At 38.0% G+C, this 25003-nt stretch carries 25 protein-coding genes; 18 read left to right on the top strand and 7 right to left on the bottom strand.

The window, feature by feature from the left end; all coding sequences use genetic code 11:
* Positions 1-10 precede the first annotated feature (10 nt).
* Positions 11-2434, bottom strand: a complete 2424-nt coding sequence (locus BR73_RS0123715; RefSeq protein WP_033168289.1) for a glycoside hydrolase family 2 TIM barrel-domain containing protein — start codon at positions 2432-2434, stop codon at positions 11-13.
* A gap of 905 nt (positions 2435-3339) precedes the next feature.
* Here BR73_RS0123715 and BR73_RS0123710 point away from each other — a divergent pair.
* The 4 genes from BR73_RS0123710 (at position 3340) to BR73_RS28935 (ending at position 6296) form a co-directional block, all read left to right on the top strand.
* Positions 3340-4341, top strand: a complete 1002-nt coding sequence (locus BR73_RS0123710; protein WP_033168288.1) for an ATP-binding cassette domain-containing protein — start codon at positions 3340-3342, stop codon at positions 4339-4341.
* A 185-nt stretch (positions 4342-4526) separates the two neighbouring features.
* Positions 4527-5318 (top strand): ABC transporter permease, encoded by a 792-nt coding sequence (locus tag BR73_RS0123705; RefSeq protein WP_033168287.1) that lies wholly within the window; start codon positions 4527-4529, stop codon positions 5316-5318.
* Positions 5302-6096: an ABC-2 family transporter protein gene (locus BR73_RS0123700; protein WP_033168286.1), complete on the top strand. Its 795-nt coding sequence runs from the start codon at positions 5302-5304 to the stop codon at positions 6094-6096. The genes BR73_RS0123705 and BR73_RS0123700 overlap by 17 nt, the downstream gene beginning before the upstream one ends.
* Positions 6097-6122: 26 nt before the next feature.
* Positions 6123-6296, top strand: a complete 174-nt coding sequence (locus BR73_RS28935) for a hypothetical protein (protein WP_156034923.1) — start codon at positions 6123-6125, stop codon at positions 6294-6296.
* 23 nt (positions 6297-6319) lie between these two features.
* Here the strand turns inward: BR73_RS28935 and BR73_RS0123695 are convergent, their stop codons facing one another.
* The gene (locus BR73_RS0123695) at positions 6320-7354 is read right to left on the bottom strand and encodes a LacI family DNA-binding transcriptional regulator (protein WP_033168285.1); all 1035 of its coding nucleotides are present in this window, start codon (positions 7352-7354) and stop codon (positions 6320-6322) included.
* Between the two features lie 399 nt (positions 7355-7753).
* Between BR73_RS0123695 and eno the strand changes: the two genes are divergently transcribed.
* From eno to BR73_RS0123675, 5 genes are all read left to right on the top strand, one after another.
* Positions 7754-9049 (top strand): phosphopyruvate hydratase, encoded by a 1296-nt coding sequence (eno, locus tag BR73_RS0123690; protein WP_033168284.1) that lies wholly within the window; start codon positions 7754-7756, stop codon positions 9047-9049.
* Positions 9050-9822: 773 nt separating this feature from the next.
* Complete coding sequence (locus BR73_RS0123685) at positions 9823-10452, top strand: hypothetical protein (protein WP_033168283.1); 630 nt, start codon at positions 9823-9825, stop codon at positions 10450-10452.
* Positions 10453-10483: 31 nt separating this feature from the next.
* On the top strand, positions 10484-10738 hold the full coding sequence (locus BR73_RS29530; RefSeq protein WP_347463694.1) for a DUF6365 family protein: 255 nt from the start codon (positions 10484-10486) through the stop codon (positions 10736-10738).
* Between the two features lie 15 nt (positions 10739-10753).
* Complete coding sequence (locus BR73_RS28925; protein WP_156034919.1) at positions 10754-10906, top strand: hypothetical protein; 153 nt, start codon at positions 10754-10756, stop codon at positions 10904-10906.
* Positions 10907-11017: 111 nt separating this feature from the next.
* On the top strand, positions 11018-11830 hold the full coding sequence (locus tag BR73_RS0123675; protein ID WP_033168281.1) for an ABC transporter ATP-binding protein: 813 nt from the start codon (positions 11018-11020) through the stop codon (positions 11828-11830).
* 345 nt (positions 11831-12175) lie between these two features.
* Here the strand turns inward: BR73_RS0123675 and BR73_RS0123670 are convergent, their stop codons facing one another.
* The 3 genes from BR73_RS0123670 to BR73_RS0123660 all read right to left on the bottom strand — a co-directional run bounded on the left by BR73_RS0123670 (position 12176) and on the right by BR73_RS0123660 (position 13936).
* A complete protein-coding gene (locus BR73_RS0123670; RefSeq protein WP_033168280.1) occupies positions 12176-12988 on the bottom strand; it encodes a cell wall hydrolase in 813 nt (270 codons plus the stop codon).
* A 341-nt stretch (positions 12989-13329) separates the two neighbouring features.
* Positions 13330-13647 (bottom strand): hypothetical protein, encoded by a 318-nt coding sequence (locus BR73_RS0123665; protein ID WP_033168279.1) that lies wholly within the window; start codon positions 13645-13647, stop codon positions 13330-13332.
* Between the two features lie 37 nt (positions 13648-13684).
* On the bottom strand, positions 13685-13936 hold the full coding sequence (locus BR73_RS0123660; RefSeq protein ID WP_033168278.1) for a hypothetical protein: 252 nt from the start codon (positions 13934-13936) through the stop codon (positions 13685-13687).
* 754 nt (positions 13937-14690) lie between these two features.
* On the opposite strand from BR73_RS0123660, the gene BR73_RS0123655 reads away from it, so the two are divergent.
* The 3 genes from BR73_RS0123655 to BR73_RS0123645 all read left to right on the top strand — a co-directional run bounded on the left by BR73_RS0123655 (position 14691) and on the right by BR73_RS0123645 (position 16413).
* Entirely contained in the window at positions 14691-15227 is a 537-nt protein-coding gene (locus tag BR73_RS0123655) for a hypothetical protein (protein ID WP_033168277.1), read from the top strand.
* A gap of 117 nt (positions 15228-15344) precedes the next feature.
* Entirely contained in the window at positions 15345-15761 is a 417-nt protein-coding gene (locus tag BR73_RS0123650; protein ID WP_033168276.1) for a hypothetical protein, read from the top strand.
* A 187-nt stretch (positions 15762-15948) separates the two neighbouring features.
* Complete coding sequence (locus BR73_RS0123645; RefSeq protein WP_033168275.1) at positions 15949-16413, top strand: hypothetical protein; 465 nt, start codon at positions 15949-15951, stop codon at positions 16411-16413.
* Positions 16414-16533: 120 nt separating this feature from the next.
* On the opposite strand, the gene BR73_RS0123640 is transcribed toward BR73_RS0123645, so the two are convergent.
* The gene (locus tag BR73_RS0123640) at positions 16534-17727 is read right to left on the bottom strand and encodes a S8 family peptidase (protein ID WP_081848856.1); all 1194 of its coding nucleotides are present in this window, start codon (positions 17725-17727) and stop codon (positions 16534-16536) included.
* A 97-nt stretch (positions 17728-17824) separates the two neighbouring features.
* On the opposite strand from BR73_RS0123640, the gene BR73_RS0123635 reads away from it, so the two are divergent.
* On the top strand, positions 17825-18778 hold the full coding sequence (locus BR73_RS0123635) for an alpha/beta hydrolase (RefSeq protein ID WP_156034917.1): 954 nt from the start codon (positions 17825-17827) through the stop codon (positions 18776-18778).
* Between the two features lie 327 nt (positions 18779-19105).
* Here the strand turns inward: BR73_RS0123635 and BR73_RS27890 are convergent, their stop codons facing one another.
* On the bottom strand, positions 19106-20080 hold the full coding sequence (locus tag BR73_RS27890) for a type II CAAX endopeptidase family protein (RefSeq protein WP_051685531.1): 975 nt from the start codon (positions 20078-20080) through the stop codon (positions 19106-19108).
* 506 nt (positions 20081-20586) lie between these two features.
* Between BR73_RS27890 and BR73_RS0123625 the strand changes: the two genes are divergently transcribed.
* Genes BR73_RS0123625 through BR73_RS0123605 form a run of 5 tightly spaced genes read left to right on the top strand, consistent with a single transcriptional unit; the run spans position 20587 to position 24995 of the window.
* On the top strand, positions 20587-21213 hold the full coding sequence (locus BR73_RS0123625; protein WP_033168273.1) for a hypothetical protein: 627 nt from the start codon (positions 20587-20589) through the stop codon (positions 21211-21213).
* A gap of 18 nt (positions 21214-21231) precedes the next feature.
* Entirely contained in the window at positions 21232-22128 is an 897-nt protein-coding gene (locus BR73_RS0123620) for a radical SAM protein (protein WP_033168272.1), read from the top strand.
* Between the two features lie 4 nt (positions 22129-22132).
* Positions 22133-23098 carry a radical SAM protein gene (locus BR73_RS0123615; RefSeq protein WP_051685530.1) on the top strand — a complete coding sequence of 322 codons (966 nt, stop codon included), beginning with the start codon at positions 22133-22135 and terminating at the stop codon, positions 23096-23098.
* A gap of 44 nt (positions 23099-23142) precedes the next feature.
* Positions 23143-24078: a radical SAM protein gene (locus tag BR73_RS0123610; protein WP_051685529.1), complete on the top strand. Its 936-nt coding sequence runs from the start codon at positions 23143-23145 to the stop codon at positions 24076-24078.
* Positions 24075-24995: a radical SAM/SPASM domain-containing protein gene (locus BR73_RS0123605; protein ID WP_051685528.1), complete on the top strand. Its 921-nt coding sequence runs from the start codon at positions 24075-24077 to the stop codon at positions 24993-24995. The genes BR73_RS0123610 and BR73_RS0123605 overlap by 4 nt, the downstream gene beginning before the upstream one ends.
* Positions 24996-25003: the final 8 nt, after the last annotated feature.

Below are 25003 nucleotides of genomic sequence, written 5' to 3'. Positions count from 1 at the left end.
TTAAAAGCTTTTACAGAGTTATGCTTCTTGTCTTAAGGCTGCTGCCTTTTACGGTAAGGACCCCTTTGTTATCTTCGCTAAGGGCCGCATAGATAAGAAGCTTTCCGTTATAAGCACGACGTTCTAAGGCAGTATATTCTCTTACATCAGCCAGATTACCATTTTCAAGACCAAGGATCTTACCACCCTCTAAGGATACATGTAATAAGCTGCTGTCTGTTAAGCAAGGAAGACCATTACCGTCAAGGAGGGTCACCTCTATCTGTTTTAAGATAAGGCCATCAAAGGTTAGGATATCTTCTACATAAGCTTTATTAAAGGCTAAGATTTCTGCAGAAGGTTCCCAGCTTGTAAGGGAAATATCGCAGGGTGCACCATTTGTAAGAAGAACATCTGCAGCGATTTCCTCCGTTTCGTTATCCGTTGAATAACCGACCGCTTTTAATTCTCCGGCTTCGAAGGCAATGGTAAAAGGGATATAACCCAGACTGTCATCATAAGCTTTTCTTCCCTGGCTCTTACCATTAACGAACAATTCGATACCGGAAAGATTTGTATAGCATCTTATTTCAACCTTTTCTTCCGTAAGGTAATTATAACTGCGGAACATCTCTTTCCATTCCCATTCGGTAGTGGCTTCTTTCTCTGTTTCTGCGGCTCTGGCTGTTGTTAAATATACCGTAGGCTCTGACTGCCAGAAGCTCTTTCTGCGGTAAAAGGAAGTCTTCTTAAACCCTGCGGTTGTAAGCAGTCCGGCATAGGAGCCTCTTACAGGCCAGCCGTGAGCTTCTCCAAGGTAATCGATTCCTGTCCATAGATATTGACCGGAGATATAGTCGCAGTCTCTTACTGCTTTCCAGGCACTTAAAGAGTGACTGTTCTCACTGCCAAGGAAAGGTTTCTCAGGAAAACGTCCATGATCTCTTTTATACCACTCTTCCTTATAATTGTAGCCTACCACATCAAAAGAATCGATGTAGCCTAAGAAGGTTGAAAGCTCAGGAAAAGCTACGGCGGCAGTAACAGGTCTGGTAGTATCCGAGGCTTTTACAATCCTGGTTAAATTAGCTGCAATTACGGAAAGTCTTTCTGCGTTAGGCTTATTAGGGTTATACTCTCTTTCAGCAGAGGGTTTGTCTTTATCATTATTTCCGGTCATGGTTGTAAAGAGAGGGTGGCAGTAAGGATCATTGGGATAATCTATTTCATTGCCGATGCTCCACATAATGATGCTGGGATGATTTCTGTCTCTTTTAATCAGATCGGTCAGATCCTGCTCATGCCACTGAGGGAAATCCTCTGCATAACCCTGATGTCTGGGAGGATACACATTATGTCCCGTCCACCATTTATTTTTAGGACTTTCCCACTCGTCAAAAGCTTCATCCATTACAAGGAAACCTAAAGCGTCACAAAAGTCATAAAGCTCAGGCATATGAGGATTATGGCTCATACGGATGGAATTACAGCCCATTTCCTTTAAAGCCTCCAGTCTTCTAAGCCATACGGAGGGCAGAACGGCAGCACCAAGACAACCGGCATCATGATGAACGCAGACACCTTTTAGTTTCAGAGGTTCATCGTTTAAGTAGAAGCCATTATCCGGTGTGAAACGGAAACTTCTGATTCCTACCATGGATTCGTAGTTTTGCTGAGTACTGCTTGTACCCGTAATCGATTGAGCTTTGATTTCAGTAGTAAGTTTATAAAGATTTGGTTCATTTACTGACCACAGCATAGGAGAGGAGAGCAGACCTTCTACAGTTATCTCCTTCTTCTCATTAGGACTTAGTCGTAAGGAGCTGGTGACAGTAAGAGCTTCTTTTGCCTGAAAACCAAGAGTTTGCTTCACTGTGACTTCAGCAGCTTCAGCAGCTTCATTTATAATAGTGGAGGTTATCTTTACAGAGGCCTCCTCTTTTGAAACCTCAGGAGTGGTAAAGAAAATGCTGTTATACTCTGCGTAAACGGGTTCTTCAGCAGTGACAGTGACTTTTCGGGTGATACCGGAACCTGTAAACCAGCGGGAATCAGAAATATCCTTGTGGTCTACTCTGACAGCCATAACATTAGGGGTGTCGCCAAAGACGGCCTGCTCGGTGATGTCATAACGAAAGGTAGCATAACCGAAGGGACGCTTACCAAGATAATAACTGTTGCACCACACCTGGCTGTTCTTATAAACTCCGTCAAAGGTAATAAAGATTTTCTTTCCCTTTAATTCCTCCGGAAGATAAAAGGAACCACGATACCAGCCGATTCCTCCTGCCAGATAACCGGTACCACTGGAATATTCCTTGGAAAAAGGCATATGCACGGACCAGTCATGGGGTACGGTAACCCCTTCCCAGCTGCTGTCATCATAGCCCTTATACCAGGCCTCCGGGCAGTCATTATATTGAAATTTCCAATTGCTTAATAGTTGTGTATTCATATTTTGCTCCCATCTGCATGCTTTAGCACGCGTTTAAACTCAGGCATAGACTTAGGTGTGAAAATTGACTTTTATTTTCACACTACAACCTTTGCATAATGCAGGTTTGTATAAATTACTTATCAGCAAGCTATGCTTTGTAAATCTGTGTTTACATACATACACAAATGATACTTTTATTATAGTTTTTTCAGCGCTTAATACAATGGCTAATAAATGTGTAAATTGTAATATAGCGACTTTTTGATGAGTTTTCAAGCAATTTCGTGGTATTGCACAAATATTCCCTAGAATACATTATAATAAAGAATGAATTCGGTTTCATAAACAGTGGATAATGTGATTTTTTATGAAAATATGAAAAATGGATATTTGTCAATATTGCATAAAGCTTAATGCTGAAAAACCGAAGCAGGACTACTTAAAAAAACATGGTACAGGCAACTTTAAGAACTTTTCAGCAGAGGCAGCAAGCTTTAAAGGAGAAAAATTATCATATGGGTGTTGCATTTGATAAATCCCTATGTTATACTACTTGAAAACTTTTACTGGAGAAAAAAACCATGTTTATTCATTCACTATGTTATCCATATATTATTATGAAAAGCCGTTTTCTGTAGCTGGGATATCCCATAGATACAGAGGACTGCTTTCTTTTGTATCTATGCGGTGAATGAATATTTAAAGCAATGCCGCATTATAATTTTTCCTTATTCGGGAATTTTATATGCGGCATTTTTTATATAATAGGAAATTATGTTTGCGTCCTATTACAGAAAGAACCCTGTCAGGTGGAAGGCACATGACGGGCTTAAGGAAGGTTGTCTCTATCGTGGCAGCATGTTAGTGTTAGAGTCTGACAAACCAGACGCGTAAGTACAAGAGGCAGAAAGGGAGGTTTGGTAATGGATGTAATCACAGCGAAAGAACTGCGCAAGAACTTTAAGGTAAAGCAGAAAAAAGGCGGTCTGGGAGGAAGCTTTTCTTCATTTTTTAAGCAGGAGTACAAAGAAGTGGAGGCGGTTAAGGACATTAGCTTTCAGGTAGGAGAAGGAGAGGTCCTTGCTTTTATCGGTCCTAACGGAGCCGGTAAGAGTACTACTATAAAGATGCTGACAGGTATTCTCTACCCTGACAGCGGGGAGATGAAGGTACTTGGGCTGTCTCCAACCACTGACAGAAAGAAACTGGCCTATGAGATAGGTACTGTATTTGGACAGAAAGAGCAATTGTGGACACACCTAACCCCCTACGATAATTTTATGTTCTTTGGAAAGGTCTACGACCGAAAGAAAGAGGAGGTCATAAAGCGCATTGATGAAATGAAGGAAAGCTTTGAACTGGAGAGCTTTATGAATACTCCCGTCAGAAATCTGTCTTTAGGGCAGAGAATTCGATGTGAAATTGCAGCTTCCCTTATACACAGCCCGAAGATTCTCTTTCTGGATGAACCAACCATAGGGCTGGATCCGGTTGTAAAGGAGAATGTCCGCAGCTTTATAAAAAAGCTTAACCGGTCATACAACACAACAGTGTTTTTAACCAGCCATGATGTGGGAGACATCGAGAAATTATGTAAACGAATTATTATTGTAAATGACGGGCGAATAGTAATGAATGATTCCATGGACAGCTTAAAATACCAGTATTTAAACCGCAAACAGATGGAGATAAGGTTTAAGGAGGAGGCTGATGCAGAGAATGAAATTCGGATAAGGGAAATGAACAGAGAAGGAGTTCGGATTCTTAAGGTCAGAGAAAATGAGATGAAGCTGGAGGTGGATACGAAGATTTGCCAGGTGAATGAGCTGTTAAGCCTTATGAATGGGGAGAGCATCCTGGATGTTAATATCGCTAATATACCATTGGAACAGATAATTACAGAGATTTATAAAGGGCAGCCTTAAGCTATCGTTAAACTTGCCAGGCTCATATTGTGCAGCACAAAGGGGACAAAGATACGAAGAAATTGGCTTCCTGCTTCTTCTTCCTTTGTTATCTCTCCCCGCACAAAGGGTACAAAGGTACAAAGAAATTCGGATTTAAAATAATTGAGTACTGGTTTAAATACTGAACTCGTCAGGGAGGAGTTATGAAAAAATATTATTATATTTTCCGTGTCAGTTTTATGGAGAATCTTCAATATCCCATGAATAGTATTCTTGGGTTTATCAGTTATTTTTTTATGATTTTCGTATTTTTTCAATTGTGGAATTATATCTATACGGATCCCTCGGCTATCATTGCCGGGTACACCAGGCAGCAGATGATCTGGTATGTCATATTTACTGAGATTATGTGGTATGGTACCAGAAGTGCTACCTTAACAGGAGACATGAGCAGGGATATCAAGAGCGGTACTGTAGCTTATTCGATTAATAAGCCATATTATTATCCTTTCCATGTTCTTGCTAAGTATTTAGGGGAAATAGGCTTTCGCTTTCTATTTTATTTAATAGCAGGAAGTTTATTGGGGCTGATACTTCTTGGAGGTATTCCGGGATTTCATTTCCTGACCATTGGGGCAGTAATTCCCGTAATGTTCTTTGGGTTACTGATTAATAGTCTTATCCGCATAAATATCAGTATTTTATCCTTCTGGGTGGAGGATGCCTTACCCTTTCAGTGGATTTATGATAAGCTGTTGATTGTTCTTGGCATTATGTTTCCCGTGGAAGTTTTTCCTGATCTTCTGCAGCCTGTGATACGTGTGCTGCCAATTTATGCGGTTACTTATGGACCGGCCAAACTGATAGTGGATTTTTCGGCAGAAGTTTTAGTTAAGATTCTGCTGGTACAGGGGAGTTATCTGTGCATACTTACACTTATTATGGTCTTGGCATATGGCAAGGGGGTAAGAAAATTAAATGTTAACGGCGGTTAAGAATCAAGGGAGTCTTTTGCTTACTACAGTTAAGTATAATATCATGCGGGAGATGACCAATAGAACAGCGTTTATCATGAATGTCCTGTTTATGATGTTAAACAATTCAACTTTTATTATACAGTGGATGGTTATCTTACATTTAAAGAAAGAGATCGGCGGTTATGGAATCAGGGAAATTATGACCTTATGGGCACTTTCTGCCAGTGCTTACGGCTTTGCTCATATATTCTTTCACAGAGCCTTTAGCCTCTCAGAACTGATTACGGAAGGTAAGCTGGATGCATTTCTGGTGCAGCCGAAGAATGTTCTGGTAAGTGCCATAACCTCTACAACCAGTATTTCTGCCATAGGTGACCTTGCATATGGTTTTGTTCTTATTTTTTTCACAGGAATATCTTTACGGAAGTTCCTTTTGTTTACGTTATTTACCATAACGGGAGGATTCATTTTTACCGCTTTTGCTGTTATTGCAGGCAGTCTTTCCTTTTGGATTGTAAGAGGAGATTATATAGCAGGTAACCTTACAGGTATTATGGTGAATTTCTCTACCTACCCTGACGGAATCTTCAAAGGTGCGGTTAAGGTGATGTTATTTACCATCATTCCCATCGGCTTCTATAATTACCTGCCGGTAAAGACCATGATTGCCTTCCAGCTGCCTTATCTGTTGGGAATTCTGTTTGTCGCAATGTTTATCGTGCTTCTTGCCTTTCTGGTATTCCATAAAGGACTCAAGCGGTATTCTTCGGGGAATCTCATGAGTGCCAGGATATAATGTAGTTTCCTGGAAGCAGGAGAATTTTGAAAGAAAAAGAAAAGGAGAAAAAGAAAAGGAGAAAAAGAAAAGGAGAAAAAGAAAAGGAGAAAAAGAAAAGGAGAAAAAGAAAAGGACAAAAAAGGACTAAAAGAAAAGACGAAAAGAACAAAAAGCCCTGCAGCAGGGAAAGGGTAAAAGAGCTGCAGGGTAAGAGATAGGTTAATTGATAAGGTAACTAAATTTATCTTAAAGCATCAATTGGGTGTATAACGGAAACCGTAGCTCCTTTATCAAGTTCACCCGGCACATTAATATACTCTGCAAGTGCTGTTTTGGGCTTCTCGATTAATTCAATAAGCTTCAGACCGGCATATCTGCCAATTTTATCAGTGTCCTGGCTGATGGTGGTAAGCTGGGGTTCCAGGTATTTGGTGGTCTTAATCCCATCATAACCTGCTATGGAGATATCCCTTGGAATTTTTAAACCCTTGGATTTAATGGCATTAATTCCTCCAAGACATGCAAAATCATCCGGAAAGAGAATACAGGTTGGCGGATCAGGCAGTTCTAACAGCTGACTGGTCATCTCGGCAGTAGTAAAGATATCACGGAAGGCTGAGGCCTTGATATATTCGTCGGGAATCTCTACTCCATATTCCTCTGCTGTCCGGTAAAGGGCAGTGAGCCTTATGGTGGTTACATAGTTGTTTCTTTCGCCGTGAATGTATGCTATTTTGCGATGGCCGCATTCATAGACATATGTAAACAAATCCTGCATACCTTTAATATTATCAGACATGATACCAGTTCTTCCATTGAATATATGATCAATGGTTACAACCGGCAGATCGCTTTGTATCAGCTCCGTAACCTCCGGATTATCATAATCGATGCAGGCAATGATCACACCGTCAAAACCTCTGTATCTGCAATGCTCCAGATAAGACATCTTATCTTTACGCTGCTTGCTGCCGCTGATGAAGGTAATATCATATCCCTGCTGTTCTACTGTCACCTTAAAGCTTTCTAAGACATTACCAAAATAATCATGGGTCAAGCCGCTTCTTGCTTCATCAATGAATAATACGCCAATATTAAAGCTCTTGTTGGTTTTGAGTGCCCGGGCTGATGAATTGGGAAAATAGCCCATTTCCTTGGCGGTTTTTCGTATCAGTTCCCTGGTATCTTCGCCAATATCTTTATGGCCATTCAGTGCTTTACTGACGGTGGCTACGGATACTTTACAGGCAATGGATATATCTTTCATGGAGACCATGCTCTAATCCTCCCAGTAATTCTCTCAATATAATAACAATTTATATGTATATTTTGACCAACGTAAACGATTAAGGATACGTTTAGTGTATAATATTTTACTAGAAAAAGCAAGAATATTTTCTGAATTTTTTCGGTTTTTGTGCAGCTGTTAGATAAAAATAATGGAAAAAATTTCATTTACCTAAAGGAACTTAACAATTAACTGTAATATTAAAATGGTTTTTATTGATAACCATTATCAAATTGTATCTTGTATTCCGTTTTCTTTTGTGGTAGTATTTGGGTAGGTCTAAGGTAAATGTGACTGTTCAGGCTCAGCCGGTCTATATAGGAAATGTAAGAAACATCTGAAGGGCTTAACGGCCACGACGACTAATTATAAAAGGAGGAACACCAAATGAAATACTTAGAAATTGAGAAGGTAACAGGCAGAGAAATTATTGACTCCAGAGGTAATCCTACTGTGGAAGCAGAAGTGGTGTTAAAGGATGGTACAATAGGAAGAGGAGCAGCTCCAAGCGGTGCATCCACCGGAATCTTTGAAGCATTGGAATTAAGGGATGAGGATAAAAAAAGATTTGGCGGAAAAGGTGTATTAAAGGCAGTTGCCAATATCAACGGACCCATCAGCGAGGCTTTAAAGGGTAAGAATGCTGCTGATATCTATGCAGTAGATGCAGCAATGATCGCTCTTGATGGAACCAAAGACAAATCAGGTCTTGGTGCCAATGCTATTCTCGCAGTATCCATCGCAGCAGCAAGAGCAGCAGCAACTGCACTTGAACTTCCTTTATATAAATTCTTAGGCGGAAGTGCAGGCAACAAACTTCCGGTTCCTATGATGAACATCTTAAACGGTGGTGCTCATGCCGCTAATACTGTTGACGTTCAGGAATTCATGGTTATGCCTACCGGCGCAGAAAGCTTCAAGGAAGGACTTCGTCAGTGTACAGAAGTATTCCATGCACTTGCCAAGATATTAAAGGAAAAGGGGCTTGCTACTTCCGTTGGTGATGAAGGTGGTTTTGCACCTGACCTTGCCAGTGATGAAGAGGCAATTCAGTTAATCCTGCTTGCAATTGAAAAAGCCGGATATGTACCCGGTAAAGACTTCGTACTTGCTATGGATGCTGCCTCCAGTGAATGGAAAGGTAAAGAAAAGGGAGAATATGTTCTTCCCAAAGCAGGAACACATTTTACAAACAAAGAATTGATAGCTCACTGGAAAGAGCTTACAGAGAAATATCCTATCTACTCCATCGAAGATGCTCTGGATGAAGAAGACTGGGAAGGCTGGGAGTTGCTTACCAAAGAGCTTGGAAGTAAAGTACAGTTAGTTGGTGATGATCTGTTCGTTACCAATACCAGCAGACTGAAAAAAGGCATTGAACTTGGCTGCGGTAATTCCATTCTGATCAAGCTGAATCAGATCGGTTCCGTATCTGAAACACTGGAAGCTATTAAGATGGCACACAAAGCAGGCTATACAGCAATCTCCTCCCACCGTTCCGGTGAAACAGAGGATACTACCATTGCTGACCTGGCTGTAGCCCTTAATACCTGCCAGATTAAGACCGGAGCACCCAGCAGAAGTGAGCGTGTTGCGAAATATAATCAGCTGCTCAGGATTGAAGAAGAACTTGGAACAAGTGCTCAGTATCCTGGATTCGATGCTTTTAACATCAAAAAGTAATAAGATAAAAAATACTTACATCTGTAAATTAGTCAAATGATAAAATTTAAAATAATAAGTTATTAAACATTAAATTATACAATCTGTTTATTATTCTAATGTAAAAAAATAGGTGTAAAACTTATCTGTGATATTTATAATCAGGACCACCAGCTAAGCTGGTGGTCCTGATTATTTGGTGTGCCAGGCATGGCACTAGTCTTGCATTATTTGAAAAGTTGTATGATTCATTGGATGGAGAAAAACAGAAGCCATTGTCAGCCCTCCCTGTTCTATGATAATTATGACAATCCCCGCACGATTTCCAAGATAAATTCGGACCCGCAGTACCGAAAGGTCCTGGGTATTAGTGATACAATTATAGTCTCGCAACCAAAGAGAAATAAACGGTTGTGGGATTTTTTGCATGTTACAAAAAATAGTAATCGTTGTACAGGTGAGAGAATAATATCTGCTGATAAAGATGCACGATATTTGCATTATATCTGCGCATAAAATATTAAGAGGAAAAAAGTTAGGAAAACATTGGAAAGATTAACAAGATATGGTAGGATTTATAATAAGGATATATGAAATACAAAACTGCTTCGTAGACATTCATTCATCTAGTTATTTCGATACGAGATAGCATGCTTAATTGCAATCTTTTAAATAGCATTCTAATTATGAAAGTAGCTTTTTGCAGGATATGATTTGTAATCACATTATGTAAAGTTCTTCTGCAGGATATTAAAAACATGGATTGATTTCAATTTTCTACAAGGAGAGAAATAATGAATAATTTAAATGGACAAGTATTAATAATGTTAGCGCCAAACGAATCTGCATATCAACAAATATCTAACATTCCACCTTTAGCTCTTGGCGTTCTCAAGGGGTATCTCACAGAGAAGGGAATACGTACAGAAATCTACGACTTGAATGTAACACTGAGTAAATGTGCCAGTAAACTACCATTGACGATTTGGAGTTTTGTCTACGACTCACAAAGGGTTATGAGCTATCTTAAGGGAGAGAGTGACCAAGAGATTGATAATGCGCTTAGTCGTCTTGTATCAGGAATTGATTTTACAGTCTATGATTTAATCGGAATATCTATGGGAGCGGATTTCTCATGGTTAGAGATGCATGGAGGTATGCTGCTGGTAAAGTGGATTCATGACAAGTATAAAGTTCCGGTTGAGATTGGTGGTAATAATGTGCATTACTTATTACAGTTTAAAAATGGAATTGTTGGATGCATTATTCAATGTAGATTTATATATTTGTGTAGGACCTGGAGAAAGATTACTTGTCTCTACAAATTATATATCAACCTCAATGATACGTGCTGCACTTCGTGGCATACCAGTTGCTTTGGAGGAAATTCATTTTTAAACGACCGGGAGAATTTCGTTCGTTAATAGGTCATAAGAAACTTGATAGACTGGGAATATTAGTTTTATCTATCCATTTCGTATGTTTCCAGTAGGATGGTATTCATTTCTGGAACCTGCAGTACGAAATAATTCTTTTTATAAACTGACAAGATGTATTGAAGTGTTTGATGATAATGAAATATTGGAGGCTGTTAAAAGTGCAGCTTCCCAGAGTCTTGAACAGTCATTAGACCGCCTTAATAAATTTAAGAAAGAGTGGTCGGAGTTATCAAGTATTGAATCAATTATTTTGTTTATTGAATCTTTATGAATGGAGGAGCATAATTTGAAGAAGTTAAGATCTTTATGTGAAAGTGGAAATAAACTGATTAATGATTTAATTCAATGGATGCAGAGTGTACAAAATATTGAAAATGTTATACCCAAAACTCAAGAATCAACAGATATTATGGCGAATATAGCCGTTACACAAGAATAAATACTTGTTATTGGTTAAATGAATATAAATTATATAAGTATATAAACATAGGCTGGAAGACTTAGGATAATGAAAGTAAAATCAGCACTAATCGGCTTAAGGAGGAGTAAAATGAATAATGCTGTGCAGGTAGAAAATCTTAAGAAGAGCTATAACAATAATACTGTCTTAAAAGGTTTGAATTTTGAAGTGAGAAAAGGTGAAATATTTGCCTTGCTTGGCATTAACGGCGCAGGCAAAACAACAACCTTGGAATGCATTGAGGGGTTAAGAAAATACGATAGCGGAAATATAATTGTAAATGGTAAAATGGGAATTCAATTACAGACTTCATCACTTCCTGAACATATGAAGGCAATGGAAGCAGTGAAATTATTTGCAAAATGGAATAAAGTTGAGATTGACTATTCCATGCTTGAAGCATTAGGAATTACTAAGTTGGCAAGAAAGCGTTATGGAGAAATGTCTACCGGACAAAAGAATCGTTTGCAATTAGCACTTGCTTTAGTACGCGACCCGGAAATCGTGTTCCTTGATGAACCAACAGCAGGACTTGATGTAGAGGCTAGAATATTCTTTCATGAAGAGATTCGTAAGCTTAAAGAACGTGGAAAGACTATTATTTTGTCTAGTCACGATATGACAGAAGTAGAAAGTTTATGTGATCGAATCGCTATTCTTAGAAATGGTGAAATTGCATTTATCGGTACTGCTGAAGAGTTAACTACCGAAATTGGTCAACATTTTACAATCACTATTAAGACAATCCAAGGGGTTGAACAATATGATTCAGATAATATCAGCGATACAATGTTGAAAATACTTGAACAATATAAGCAAAGTGAAGTTAGCATTCAAGATATCAAGATTGACAGAGGAACACTGGAAGAACATTTTATTAATATATCAAGGGGGAATGACTGATGGGTGCATTTTTATATGGATTGGGATTACAATGGAAGCACTATAATGGATAAGTAATACTTTAGTAATAGAATTCATGAAAGAGGAATTAGTAATAAAGGAATTATTGCCAGTGTTAATTCCTGGAGTTGAAGCTCCTAAACTACTATTTGAAAACTCTTTAATGTCTATGAAGAAAGCGGAGATAAATAATATAATATGTAAATTAGAAATTAGTTAATTCAGTTCTTCAAGATTTAAAAATTCAGAATATTATAGTAGACTCTACAGTCTGAAAGCTGCGGCAGTAATCTGCCGCAGCTTTTATTGAAAGGAAATCTATGATTATTACGTTGTAAGCTTAAATTATTTAACAAAAACCATGTTACCGAATTTAGCTGTCTGGGGTTTAGCCCATAACCACTCGTTGGTGGAACTGTCATCGAAATAGAACATTGCACCTTTAGAAGGATCAGCTCCTAACAGGGCCTCTCCTGCGGCTTTGATTGCTATATCGGAAGCAGGTTTCTTAATATAACCATTCTTAACGGGTGTAAACTGATAGTAACCGCCTGGAACATCATTTATTACAGCAGTTATGGTATCTGGCCATTCTTTACTTTGTACACGATTAACTACGACTCCTCCAATTGCGACCATTGCCTTGTAAGGCTGTCCGGTAGCTTCTGCAGTAATCAGTCTTGCCAGTAAATCTTTTTCTTTCTGAGTATATTTAATTACTGCTTTTGATGAAGCAGCTTCTACCTTAGCGGAAGTAGCGGTAGTTTTTGCAACAGCTGTAGTTTTTGCTGTGGCTTTAATGCCTGGAAGTATCAGCTTCTGACCTATTTTTAAAGTATCATTGTATTTATTATTGGCTTTTCTTAAGTTAGAAAGGGAAATCTTGTTTGCTTTTGCAATATTATTAAGGGTATCCCCTTGCTTTACTGTATATATCTTAGCGGAAATCGTTAATTTCTGTCCCTTCTGTATTGTATCGCTTTTTAAGTTGTTGGTTTTCTTTATGGCAGATACAGTAGTCTTGAACAGTTTACTGATTTTATATAAAGAATCGTTTGCTGCAACCTTGTAAGTGGCGGCAGATACATTTGCCTGGCAAAGTACAAGGGATAGTAAAGATGCAGCTAACACAACTCGTACAGATTTCAATTTTATCATAAAAGCCTCCTATTGGTGGACCAAAGCTTGGCGTCAACGGGTTAACAATATTGTAATAAAATTGTCACAATTAAGCAATATGTCATTACTGGAAATAGAGCCAGATCTAAACAGAACTACAGATAACAGGAGAGTTTGGAAGGAAAAGGTGAGAGGGTAGTCATATGAGGGAACCCCTGGAGAATTATAAAAAGCTGTTAAACTTCCCGTTTATACTGGAATTAAGGTCAATTAGACAGAACTGCTTTCTGTAAGTCTGCAGCGTGGCTAATTGATATTTCTTCCTTGTATAAAGGGATAGCTAACAGCTAATTAGAAAAAAATTTGTTAAGATTGGTTGTTTAAACATTTTGGAGGCGGATATCAGTTACTGCTCCGGTTAATTTCTGTTCCTTCAGCTTATCGTTGATAATCTTTAGCACATCCTCACGGTAGATAGAGAAAATACCGGAGAGCAGTTTATTAATATCCTGGCCGGGAAGTTCGGAAAAGGCAGCCGTAAGCATTCTGGCAGGGGCATCACCCAACCCGTTAATGAGGTTTACGACTTCTTTCGATTTCTCGTCTCTGGAGGACAGATTTTCAAGTATCATAGGAATAAGTCCTGCCACTAACTCACCGTAATTGATTTCATCAAAGGTTACTTCTAATTTTAACATAGCTGGCTCCTATCTGCGTGTTTTGCCACGCCTTGCTCTATAACTCTTTTTGATATTTTAATTGAATATTATTTACTTTAAGGGGAAGGGACTTCTTTGCAGTGTTTTTATTGATTTCCCGGATTATCTTGTCCCTGTTTGCATTAATAAGGAAAGCGGTAAGCTGTTCTTTGGCAGGAAGTATGCGTATACCGGCTTTAAGCAAAATACCAGCCAGATCCTCGGGAAGAAACTTTTCAGCAGCCTCGTTAAAGTTGAGGTCACGGATATTGACTAAAAATCTTAGCATGGGAATCTCCTTTCTTGGCAGTTTTTTCTATTATATATGATGTGTGGAAATTAGACAAGTTGGGATATAAAACGGGAATGGGCTTTTAAAATGCTGGTGAAATGCTAACGGACGAGGATTTGTGGTTCTGTTTCGCTGTATTTTCTTCAAGAATCCCTATTCCACTAAAGTGACAGGAACTATTCATGGCAGGTAAAAAAGTGCCAAACTCGCTGTATCTCTTTGGGGATGGAGGTGTATTTTGCTCAGACAATGGCACTGTTTTACCTATTCATAGTTTCTGTCACTTAAGTGTCATAAGGATTCTCTCAAGGCAATACTGCTAAACAGAACCATAAATCCTCTGCGTGTTGGTTGTTGCGTGTTGCGTATGTTGTGTGTTTTTTGTTGGAGGGTGGAGAGGAAAAATAGTATATAATTAGTGTGATTTCTAATATTTTTAATGGTTTACAGTATTTTAGGTATGGCTGTCATATATAGTGTATGGAGATTATATAGGTTTGTGCAAATTTTTTCTTTTGATTGTGCAGATTTATTATTTCGATTTGTATAGATTTATTCTTTTAATCTTTAAATGTTTGATTTGTATAGATTATTCTCTTGAATTGTGAAGATATATTCTTTTGATTTGTTCAATGTTTTTATTTAACTTGTAGAGCATTAAATTTATGTTGTTAGAAATTATTAGAAATAGTATAATAATTACAGAAATTGTAGTCAGGTTAACGATGTATCTATATTGGGAGTAAATTTTATGTATAATCGTTTAACAGAACCTTCAAGTATTAACAAGCAAATAATTCCTGAGAAGAATAATGAGATTAATAACAGGGAATATCTTGATGATTTTAATGAAGATAATGGTGGTAAATCATTTGTTGCTGGGTTAGGAAAGGCAGTTCTCGCTATTTTATTGGCAGTTATTGTAGTGGCTAGTCTTTATTATCTGATTTTTGATATGAATTTATCTTACCAGCCTGCCAGGGGGTTGGAATTTCAGGTGTTGGAATATTCTAAGAAAGACAAAATGCTTACCCTAAAGATCAGCAGCGATACTCCTTTAGCGGAGAATTATAGCATTGTATCCTATAAACGCAATAGCAATGATGTTTTTGTAAGCATTCGTAAACCGCTGATAACCTTAAAGCCTGGTAAGGGTGGAGGAGGAGAGGATGCAGATGCCTATGAATTTATCTGCCAGATCTACGTTGAGTTTGACGAGAATGTTTATTTTAAAGGTACGAAAAGTGAAGAGGCTGTATTTATCTGGTCGGAGAATATCATTAACTGAACTAAGTTCTTAATACCTTTCAGGTAGCTGCATACCGTATTTTTAATGCCCTCTTTTTGAAAGAAATAATGATTGAAAATATTTATGCTGCGTTAGCAGCAGATTGAGAGAAAATAGATGTACGGAAATACGAAATTAAACAGAAATACAAATGGAAACAGAATGAAAAGATTCAAGAAACATGACATGATTATTCTGTTGCTTGTGATTTTTAGCGCGCTTTTTGTTATGGGGAAGGATACGATTTTTCAGGAGGGAAATCCGCTCCAATATGTTAAGGCTATTTTTATGCTGACAATTGGCGATGAATATGCCCAGGCGGAAAGGGCCGGCGCTAAGGGAGAGCAAGAAACGGTATTTCTTACGAAGAAGGCAGATAGTGAAGCGTTGTTTTCTTATATAGAAGATACGTATCAAGTTAAATTCAAAGAACAGGTAGGGGGAGGGTACATATTCGAAGGTGCATCAGAGAACAGAGTATTAACAGGAAGGATATATCTGAAGTATTTTACTATATGGACTATTTCTCCCTGATAGTAAAAGGACATAATTTTATTCAGATAACCAGAATATAATATACTAAGAATGCAGGGGCTGGAAATTTTTGTGCTAACGGGGATTAATGTATAGGCAGCAGAGACATTGTAATTGGTAAGAAAGAGTTTAGAATTACAGGAAATTTCATATTGGTGCCGCTTAAGACGGCGAAAGAGAGGAAAGTATGACTAAAATATCCAGAGGTAAATTATACTTTGCAGTTAGTGTAACGGTTTTATTAATCTGCCTATTTATTGTACTTACTTACAAAACCTACTATCCGGTACTGCATAGTGAAAAGGTCCTGAGAGAATATGGCTGGGATATTGCAGGCAGTGATAAGTTTAGCAAAACTGCGCCGATAATATCTAAGGACTTTTTGAATCAGGATATTACCAAACTGCAGATTGCTGCATCTGTGCAGATAGGTCTTGATCCAAGGCATTATGAAGGAGAAGTTTTTCGAAAGTATTCCTTTGACCTGATGCAGGAAGGTCTCAGTAAAAAGCTCAAGGCAGACATCTGGATGCAGGATAATAAAAGTATCTGTGCTTATATATACCATACAGAAGACAATATTGCCATAAAGTACTGGTCACCTGATACTTCTTATGAAGATATTCTTAGTGACCTTGCGGATGGAACGTAATTATGAAGAAGGAGTAAAGGGATGTTATTTAAAATCCATGAATCACAGTAAAGGCTGAAACCTTTGCCTTGACAGTGTTTCATGGATTTTGTGTATTATAATTAAGCCAAAATGGTCTGGTTATTGCGTCAACATAAATGTATTTCTTAAACACAAGGCACCATAGCCGAAGGTTGGGTTGGGATACACCGGTTCGAAAGGAAGCTCTCTGGCCCCAGCAATAAGATAGGCACGCATCTTCTCACCGTACATAAAAAGGTCATGGCCATCTACGATTCCCCACTGCATCATAAGGGCACAACTGCCGGTAACAAAAGGAGTTGCCATACTGGTACCGGAGCGTACGGTATAACCTCCTCCGGGCGAACAGGAATTTATATTTACACCGGGCGCTACCAGATCCGGTTTAATGGGAAAACCACCCCTTGGAAAACCTCTTCCTGAAAAGTAAGCAAGGCTGTCATTGGAGCCGTCATAGGCGCCTACAGAGATTACTCTTACAGCGGTTGAGGGGATAGTAAGAGTAGTTACTTCGGTGGGTCTTAGAAAAGCTGTTTGAGGATTTAATACGCCTCCTGACGGAAGCCACATATCGTAATTTCCTACTACGATACTACGCGGAACCAGTTCAATCGTCCATATACCCGATTCCACGTAATCATTCACCGGTATAAACTCCAGATAAATTTCCTGCTGGCTGTTAAAGGGTACTGGTTTTCCGTAAAATAGATAGATTTCTGTGGGACCAATACGAAATTGCTGTGTTCCAAGCCGCTCAGGGATTGGTCCTACCCTGGTACCTCCAGGAGAAGTTATTGAAATATCAAACTGATCATAGAAATTTTTCCAGATCTGCAGATTAAAGGTGAATTCATATTCTCCTACAGCCAGCTCTACCAGCTCTCTTGAGGCACCCGGAGTCATACTTAAGACTCCGCTTGTATGTTTTGCTGCTGTGCCTTCATTTCCAGTTCCAACACAGATATTTATACGACCCCTGTTAGCAATATCGCTCATGTAGGTCTCCAGAAGAGAATTTCCCGTATGGGAACCATAGTTGGTGCCAAAACTGATATTGATAGCCATAGGCCTGTTTAAAGCCAGAGAGCGTTTTACGCAGTAATCAATCCCCTGCATTAACTGAGTTGTTCTTGGGAAAGAGTTACTGATGGAGGAACCAAGCTTTACTATCAGCAGCTCACTCTGGGAAGCCACGCCGCGGTACAGACCATTGCTGGCTCTGCCGTTTCCTGCAGCTATGCCGGTCACATGTATCCCGTGGTCGAAATCGAAAGCCCAGGGGAAATTTGACATACCGCCAAAATGTGTTATAATAACCAATAAAAGTAAAATAATGAAGCATAAGATATCAGAACAGTTAACTACATCAATAGCAGAAGGAGTAAGAAAAATGAAAAAGAATATTATTCGTAAAATAGCAACACTGGTGCTTGCAACAAGCCTTATATTAACAGCTACTGTTTCAGTAGCGGCAAAGACTGCGGTAAATAAAGGCTTGGTGGATATAGGTGACAAAAGCTTATATGCCAAAATTATGGGTAATGACAGTAATGTATCTGTTATTTTTGATTCCGGATATGGTGATGGAATTTATACATATTCAGAAGATACGACTTATGAAACATGGAGCAATATTCAATCAAAGATAGCTAAATATGCTAAAACAATAACCTACGACAGAGCCGGCTTGGGACAAAGCGATAAGGGTGTTAACAGAAATCCATTAAGTGAAGAATATATTGCTTCTTTTCTTAATGGTGAGGACATGCCCTATGATGAGTCGGTATTTGAGAATGGTTCTGGGAAAACAGCTATAGACAGGGCAAGAGACCTGCATGCATTGCTAGAAGCAGCTGAGGTAGATGGACCATATTTATTAGTTGTTCATTCTGTCGCAATGTTAGAAGCGGTAGAGTTTGTCAAGGAATATCCTGGTGAAGTAGCAGGGATTGTTAGCGTTGATGGTACCTCGGCAGTTACCATGCAAAAAAACATCGAGTTTTTTAGAACGTATGCTCCTGATGCGGAAGATTTATTTTTAGGACAGTTTCAAGAGAATGATGGTACTTTAAGTGAGATAATTCAAAGTTCTCAGCAGGTAATGAACGCAGGTGATGTTTTAAGAGATATACCCTTTACAATACTTCACCCTTCAGATAGCGGAAGTGGTCCAGAATACCAACAGATGTCAGATGAAGTCATGAGAGACTGGCTAACCTGGTCGGATTATTCAAAACTTATATTTGTGCCTGACACAAGTCATTATATTATGAAAGACCAGCCTCAGTATGTAGTTAATGCTATAAAAAACATGTTGAAAGAAATTAATAAAGGGTGTAAGTAATCGTTAAAGAAGCGATTAGATATATTTTGACAGATTACCTTTTAGGCAGGCAGCTGTAATATTAATATTGTTGTCTCGTATTTGCTGCAGGTAATATCCTACAGCCCGGAAGCCATGAGAAGTTGGTAAAAGAGGTTGGATTATATCAAAATCTGTGGAAGGTACAAGCATAATAAATATGATATATAAGGACGGATTAGAAATATTATAATAGTATAGAAAAGAATTAGAGATACTGAAAATATAATTAAAGGTATGTAATATAAAGGAAAGGCTGGAAGAAAATCAAGGGATTTCATCCAGCCTTTCTTCCAATTATATAATTGCTCATGTAAGTTTCTCAATGCCATCGAGAGCTAAAAATATGTTCACCGCTATAAAAAGTATGATCCATATGGTGGTAAAGGTATATTTATATTGATGTTTGGGTGATTTGTTATCACGCAGATAAATAAACAGTTTCTTTCTATTAATAAATAAAATAATCATACCCACAAGAAAGAAAATTGAATTAATGAATGTAGTTATTAAGTTCTGCTGATCTTCTGAAAGACCTTTTATCAGGAAGCCCATTACATCACTAAAGATAAAATTATTTATTATGTGTAAGAGCACCGCCCATTTAAAAGAATATTCCATGGCTACATAGCCTAATATTAGACCAACCACTGCAGCGAATATCCCCTGTATGAAATTCGAATGAAAAACGCCGAATAATATAGCAGATATTACGATGGCATAAAGCTTTCCGAACTTTTGAAAGGACCGCAGCATAGCTCCGCGAAAAACAATCTCTTCCGCTATCGGTCCCAAAAAACTGGCATATAAGAACATGGAGAGGGTAGTGCTGGTTGCAGTGGCTGTTTCAATCTGCCCTAACATGGTATAACCAAAGGTATTCAAGAGGAATTCCGCCAGCATACCTAAAAGTCCAAAAAGGGTTTGAACGGACATGAAAATAAATAAAAGCCCAACAAAGGTACTTGTAGTCATTTTGTTTTGAACGACGGTCAAATCATGTTTAAGCAATTCTTTTTTTCGATAAATAAGAATAACTATCAATCCAAGGGCAATTCCCAGTATACTGGACCAGGCGTTTTCTCCTATTGAAGCAATAAATGCATCATAATCGCTATCACTCATATTCTTATTTCTCATCATAGTTATTAATATTGAAAACACAGAACATACAACAACTGTCGAAAACATTACAAGTTCATATAAAAAGAGTGAACGGGCGGTATAGTTGATTTCTTTCTTAAGGTTCTTTTTAACCTCTGTCACATTGATATCAGGTTCCATTCAGGAGGTCTCCTATTCTTTTATCCTTCTGTAAAAATTAGCTGCTTGTTTTATCCTAAAAGCTATTGATGATATACTGGTATATCTATGTTCAGTTAAATTTTTAAAGCTCGTGCTGTTATAAAATAATAAAATCCAAATAATCTGATACTTGAAAGAAACCGCATAATAAACTTATATTAATTATACAGGAAAGTAATCCTTGTAACAATTGGTAAATAAACTATATTAGTTATTTTTAGTTTCATTAAGACAATGGTTAAAAGCAGCAGTTTTCATACTTTTTTTATGCCGGTGTTTATTGAGTTTTTATAAGAGCTAAAACATTATTTGGAAAATGTTTAATAAAAATGTTGATTAGTTAAAGAATCTGCTGTATAATTTAACCAGATTATAAATAATTAACTTAAATTAGTTAATTATGTAACATATAGTATGCAATTTACAAAATTCAGCTATACAGTAAAGTTATTGATTAAATGATTTTATCTATGGGAGGTGAATTTGTGTCTTGTTTTACTGCTACACAAGAATCTGCGATTGAAGGGGTTCATTTCATTGTTAAATTTAAAAGTGCTAAATATAGTTTTGAACAGATGCTGGAGAATTTAGTACATAACCAGGAATATAATTATACCACAAAATTAACATATGCTTTTTATCAATATTATACCTTAACCAGGATCTTCATGACAGAGGATTTATATCATGAAGGTTTATTACAAGTTTTAGATATGTATAATGAACTGGTAACAGGGGAAGACGAAGACTGGTTCATTGAATGTCTGAAGGTGATGCTCTATGAAAAGTGCTATGACCGCCTTCAGGAAGCCGATGGTTGCAGGGTATCCATTGAAAGAATGCTTAAACTGCAGGAAACTTCATCGGATAACAGACCGGAATTTATTATTACTTACATATTTAAAGCATTATTCGATTACCAGAACGGTCAGGATGAACTGGTTGCGGCTGCTTTGGAAAAGGGGTTGGAATTCTGTAACGAGGGGAAAGTCAACAAGGTTTTGTACGGACACTTCAAAGAGGTATTAGAGAGATTTTCCTATCAGACAAGGCAGGAAAATAAAGACCGGATACTTAGATTAATAAAAAAAATTGCAGTCGTTTATTTCTAATGTTTTTAGGGGGAGATTATGAATTATATGAAAGCAATTATGAACGATCCAAATGCCGTGGCTCTTGAATTGACCTACAAATGTAATTTGAATTGCGTATATTGCACTAAGAGAGAAGAGGGAGAGGGGCATAAAGATATACCAATTGAATTGTTAAACCAGTTGGCTGCAACGATCGGCAGTAAAAAAAGAATTATAGTATGCGGAATAGGTGAGAGCTTTTTATATCCCGGTTTATACAACTTAATATCGCATTTTTCCAATCAAAAATTCTGCATTGTAACTAACGGCACTATCATTATCGACTATGATAGACTGTATCGTTCTGATAATGTGGAACAGATTATTTATTCGATAGATGCAGTAGATGAGCCAGTACTTAATAAAATAAGCGGTACCTATCGATTGGACAACCTGTTAAAGAATTTAGTGTCCATGGGTGATTATAGCAATAAACATAATAAGAAAATAAATCACGTCTTAAATTGTACTCTTAATGAATATAATCTTGATCAAATCATAAAACTTGTAGAATTTGCATATGTCCATAAAATTGGCGCAATCCATTTTTCATTACCAAGAGGCAGGGAGCAATTCATTCATCAGCATAAGGATAAATTATTATCCAAACTCCAAGAAGCAAAAAAACTGGCAAATAAATACGGTCTGTTATATGTAAATCCATTTGATGTCTGTTGTGTGTTTTACGACTGCATCACTCCATATATCACTTTGGATGGGAATGTCTACGCATGTGCGGAAACTTTATATCAGTCACTTCCGTTAGGAAATATTTATGAAACACCCTTTGAGGATATCATACATGACAAAGAATATAAGGAATTTCAAGGCGGATTAAGCTGCAAAAATTGCGGTTTCTTACAAAATACATATATTGGAAAGCAAAGCCGGTGATTAAATGATTGGAATAGAGCGAGGACTACTCGATAAAATCCGTAAGAAAAACAAGACAATTCATTTTAATATTACAAATCAGTGTAATATGAGGTGCAGGCATTGCATTAACATTGGTAGTAAAACCGTATTAGGGGAAGTCGGGGAAGAAAAGCTTCTGCAATGGCTCACTAAAGTAAAAGGACTTGGCTATAAAAAAATTAATATTGTCGGGGGAGAACCCTTTCTAAAAAGAGATATGCTGAGAATAGTTATTGATAAAGCGAAGGAGCAAGGTCTTTTACCGGGAGTTACTACCAATGCATATTGGGCAGATACCATGGAGGAGGCTGAAAAAGCCGTATCTGAGCTGCATGGGATGAAACAATTGCTGATCAGTACTGATTTTTTTCATATGGAGCATATATCATTAGAGAATATAAGGAATGCTGTGAGTGCCTGCAGGAAGAATTCTGTTTTTACGGCAGTCAATGCAGTATGTTGCACAAAACAGGAAGCAGATTCTTTACAGAGGTTATTACAGGAACTTCCCAAGGAAGTATTTGTTAATATTAATATTCTTATGCCCTTTGGAGCAGCAGCAAAGCTATCGGAGTCGGTGGAACGAGAGTTTTCACCGGAGGATACGGATAATATACCTGATTTTTGTGATGTGGAGGAGCATTATGTGGACAGCCAGGGAGATATATTTACCTGTTGCATGTCTACTCTGTGTACGGATACGAAGCAGCTGCGGTTAGGAAATCTGCAAACAGACGAAGTTGCTACGATTCTCAGGAAGAAGGAAACGAATTCAGTATATAATTTGATTTCAAATAAAGGTATCAAGGGGTTGGTGGAGGCACTTTCTCAATGCGAGCATGCCGGTCCTTATCTTCAGAAACTATACAGTTCTCAATGCGAATTTTGCGTTACTGTGTTAAATGACTTACTGCTTGTTAATGAGCTGGAAAAGGTATTGTATACCTGACCTGCAAAAGTTCACAGGATGCTGCAATAGGGGAGAATAAATTAATGAAACAGCTGAAAGGGATTGTTATTAATATTTGTACAACCTGTCATATGCGTTGCAGGCACTGCAGTAATACAGATACCTTAAGGGATTCACGGAAAATAGACGCCGAGTTGGTTCATAAATGTATTTCTGAGGCTGCGGCGATGGGAATTGAGGAAATAACCATTGTAGGTGGTGAACCTTTTGACGAATTAGAGGTTTTATCAGAAGCCTGTAACATTGCCCGGATTCATGGAAGAAAGCTATGTATCATCACCAATGGTTCCTGGGCCAGGGACAGGGAACGCGGAGCCGAACTTCTCTCAAAGCTGCCTGGAATTACAAGTATAATTGTGAGCAGTGATCTATATCATCTTGAATACGTGTCAGAAGAAGCGGTGCGTAATGTTGTTGAGCTTTGCCGGTTGCTCCATATTGACATATCCATTCATGCGTCCTGTGCCAGCAGAGCCGATGCAAAAAAAGTAAGGAATATCTACAAAGATCTGATGAACTGTATTTTTATTAATACCAATCAATTAATGCCCATAGGAGCAGCAAAAACACTGAATATTGAACGGTTTATGCTGGGAGAGAAGATAGATTCGTTAATGAGGTTTTGTGGAGCTGGAAAGTTATATGTGGATACCGGCGGTGATGTATATGGATGCTGTAACGCCTGCCTGGGTGACGAAACCTTCTTATATTACGGAAACCTCTATAAAACTTCTTTATCAGAAGCAGCAGAGCTTATGGAAAAAGACGGTTTATATCAGTACATGGTTAAAGCCGGCCCGAGAGGTCTTAAAAAGCTTCTGGAGTTCAGCGGCAAAAGCGATGATTTTATGCATAAATATTATACCTGTGAGTGTGATGCCTGTATTGATATATTAAGGAATATCAAATTTGATGATCAGCTTTTCAATAAATCAAGCCAGGGGGAGCGTGAAGTATGAAATTTTTTGAAGAAGGGATATACATCAGTCCTACCTCAAGATGCAATGCAGGGTGCAGGCATTGTGTCGCACAGGATGACCAGCCGGAGCTTTCTGATGTAGAGCGGTCGGAAATAATGGATTGGATTGATCAAATAGCAGAAATCGGAATAAAATCAATTCGCTTTGTCGGAGGGGAACCCTTCCTTGTACTTCCTGACTTACAAGTTTATGTAAGACGTATCAAAGAATTAGGTATGGAAAGTACGGTAGTAACCAATGCTTCATGGGCAAGGACCAAAGTAAATGCCCATAAGGTGCTGGAAACACTTCCGGATTTAAATAATTTAATCATAAGTTCCGACCGATTCCATCTTGAATATATTGATGCGGATACGGTAAAGAATGCAATAGAAGCTGGCTTAGAGCATAAAAAGAATGTAATTATGAATGTTACTTACATAGAAAAATCGGATATCGAGTATATGAACAGTCTTTTTAGCGCTTATACCGATCGAATTTTTATTCAAGTAGTAAAAACGATGCCCTTTGATGGCCCAGAGGCTGAGAAAATTGTCAAGCACTGCTATTTTCAAAAGCCTACAAGAACCCCTAAATTCTGTTGGATTGGCAACTATTTTATTAATACGAATGGAGATGTTTATGCTTGCTGCCAGGCCAGTCAGGGATTGGAAACCAACTATCTGACATTAGGTAATGTAAACAAAGGAAGACTCAAAAATCTGGTTAATAAGATACATAAAGAAGATGTATTTCAATTTATAGGTAATAATGGGCCAAGAGGAATTGTCGAAGTCTTTAATGAAAGCCCGTACCGGGACGAATTAATGGGTTTGGAGTTTGCATCCGGCTGTGAAATATGCCAGCAGTTACTGAATAACCCTGAAAAATACGATTACTTTGTGAAGCACATTTGAGGAAGAAT

It is taken from the genome of Clostridium sp. KNHs205, assembly GCF_000702945.1.
Taxonomy (GTDB): domain Bacteria; phylum Bacillota; class Clostridia; order Lachnospirales; family Lachnospiraceae; genus Anaerocolumna.
The sequence above is the reverse complement of the archived record's forward strand: the minus strand, read 5'-3'. Positions and strand labels throughout refer to the sequence as shown.

Bases quoted from the DNA above. Each gene is read 5' to 3' on its own strand.
- BR73_RS0123715 (WP_033168289.1), bottom strand. From the start codon at position 2,434: ATGAATACACAACTATTAAGCAATTGGAAATTTCAATATAATGACTGC.
- BR73_RS0123710 (WP_033168288.1), top strand. From the start codon at position 3,340: ATGGATGTAATCACAGCGAAAGAACTGCGCAAGAACTTTAAGGTAAAG.
- BR73_RS0123705 (WP_033168287.1), top strand. From the start codon at position 4,527: ATGAAAAAATATTATTATATTTTCCGTGTCAGTTTTATGGAGAATCTT.
- BR73_RS0123700 (WP_033168286.1), top strand. From the start codon at position 5,302: ATGTTAACGGCGGTTAAGAATCAAGGGAGTCTTTTGCTTACTACAGTT.
- BR73_RS0123695 (WP_033168285.1), bottom strand. From the start codon at position 7,354: ATGGTCTCCATGAAAGATATATCCATTGCCTGTAAAGTATCCGTAGCC.
- eno (WP_033168284.1), top strand. From the start codon at position 7,754: ATGAAATACTTAGAAATTGAGAAGGTAACAGGCAGAGAAATTATTGAC.
- BR73_RS0123685 (WP_033168283.1), top strand. From the start codon at position 9,823: ATGAATAATTTAAATGGACAAGTATTAATAATGTTAGCGCCAAACGAA.
- BR73_RS0123675 (WP_033168281.1), top strand. From the start codon at position 11,018: ATGAATAATGCTGTGCAGGTAGAAAATCTTAAGAAGAGCTATAACAAT.
- BR73_RS0123670 (WP_033168280.1), bottom strand. From the start codon at position 12,988: ATGATAAAATTGAAATCTGTACGAGTTGTGTTAGCTGCATCTTTACTA.
- BR73_RS0123665 (WP_033168279.1), bottom strand. From the start codon at position 13,647: ATGTTAAAATTAGAAGTAACCTTTGATGAAATCAATTACGGTGAGTTA.
- BR73_RS0123660 (WP_033168278.1), bottom strand. From the start codon at position 13,936: ATGCTAAGATTTTTAGTCAATATCCGTGACCTCAACTTTAACGAGGCT.
- BR73_RS0123655 (WP_033168277.1), top strand. From the start codon at position 14,691: ATGTATAATCGTTTAACAGAACCTTCAAGTATTAACAAGCAAATAATT.
- BR73_RS0123650 (WP_033168276.1), top strand. From the start codon at position 15,345: ATGTACGGAAATACGAAATTAAACAGAAATACAAATGGAAACAGAATG.
- BR73_RS0123645 (WP_033168275.1), top strand. From the start codon at position 15,949: ATGACTAAAATATCCAGAGGTAAATTATACTTTGCAGTTAGTGTAACG.
- BR73_RS0123640 (WP_081848856.1), bottom strand. From the start codon at position 17,727: ATGTCAAATTTCCCCTGGGCTTTCGATTTCGACCACGGGATACATGTG.
- BR73_RS0123635 (WP_156034917.1), top strand. From the start codon at position 17,825: ATGAAAAAGAATATTATTCGTAAAATAGCAACACTGGTGCTTGCAACA.
- BR73_RS27890 (WP_051685531.1), bottom strand. From the start codon at position 20,080: ATGGAACCTGATATCAATGTGACAGAGGTTAAAAAGAACCTTAAGAAA.
- BR73_RS0123620 (WP_033168272.1), top strand. From the start codon at position 21,232: ATGAATTATATGAAAGCAATTATGAACGATCCAAATGCCGTGGCTCTT.
- BR73_RS0123615 (WP_051685530.1), top strand. From the start codon at position 22,133: ATGATTGGAATAGAGCGAGGACTACTCGATAAAATCCGTAAGAAAAAC.
- BR73_RS0123610 (WP_051685529.1), top strand. From the start codon at position 23,143: ATGAAACAGCTGAAAGGGATTGTTATTAATATTTGTACAACCTGTCAT.
- BR73_RS0123605 (WP_051685528.1), top strand. From the start codon at position 24,075: ATGAAATTTTTTGAAGAAGGGATATACATCAGTCCTACCTCAAGATGC.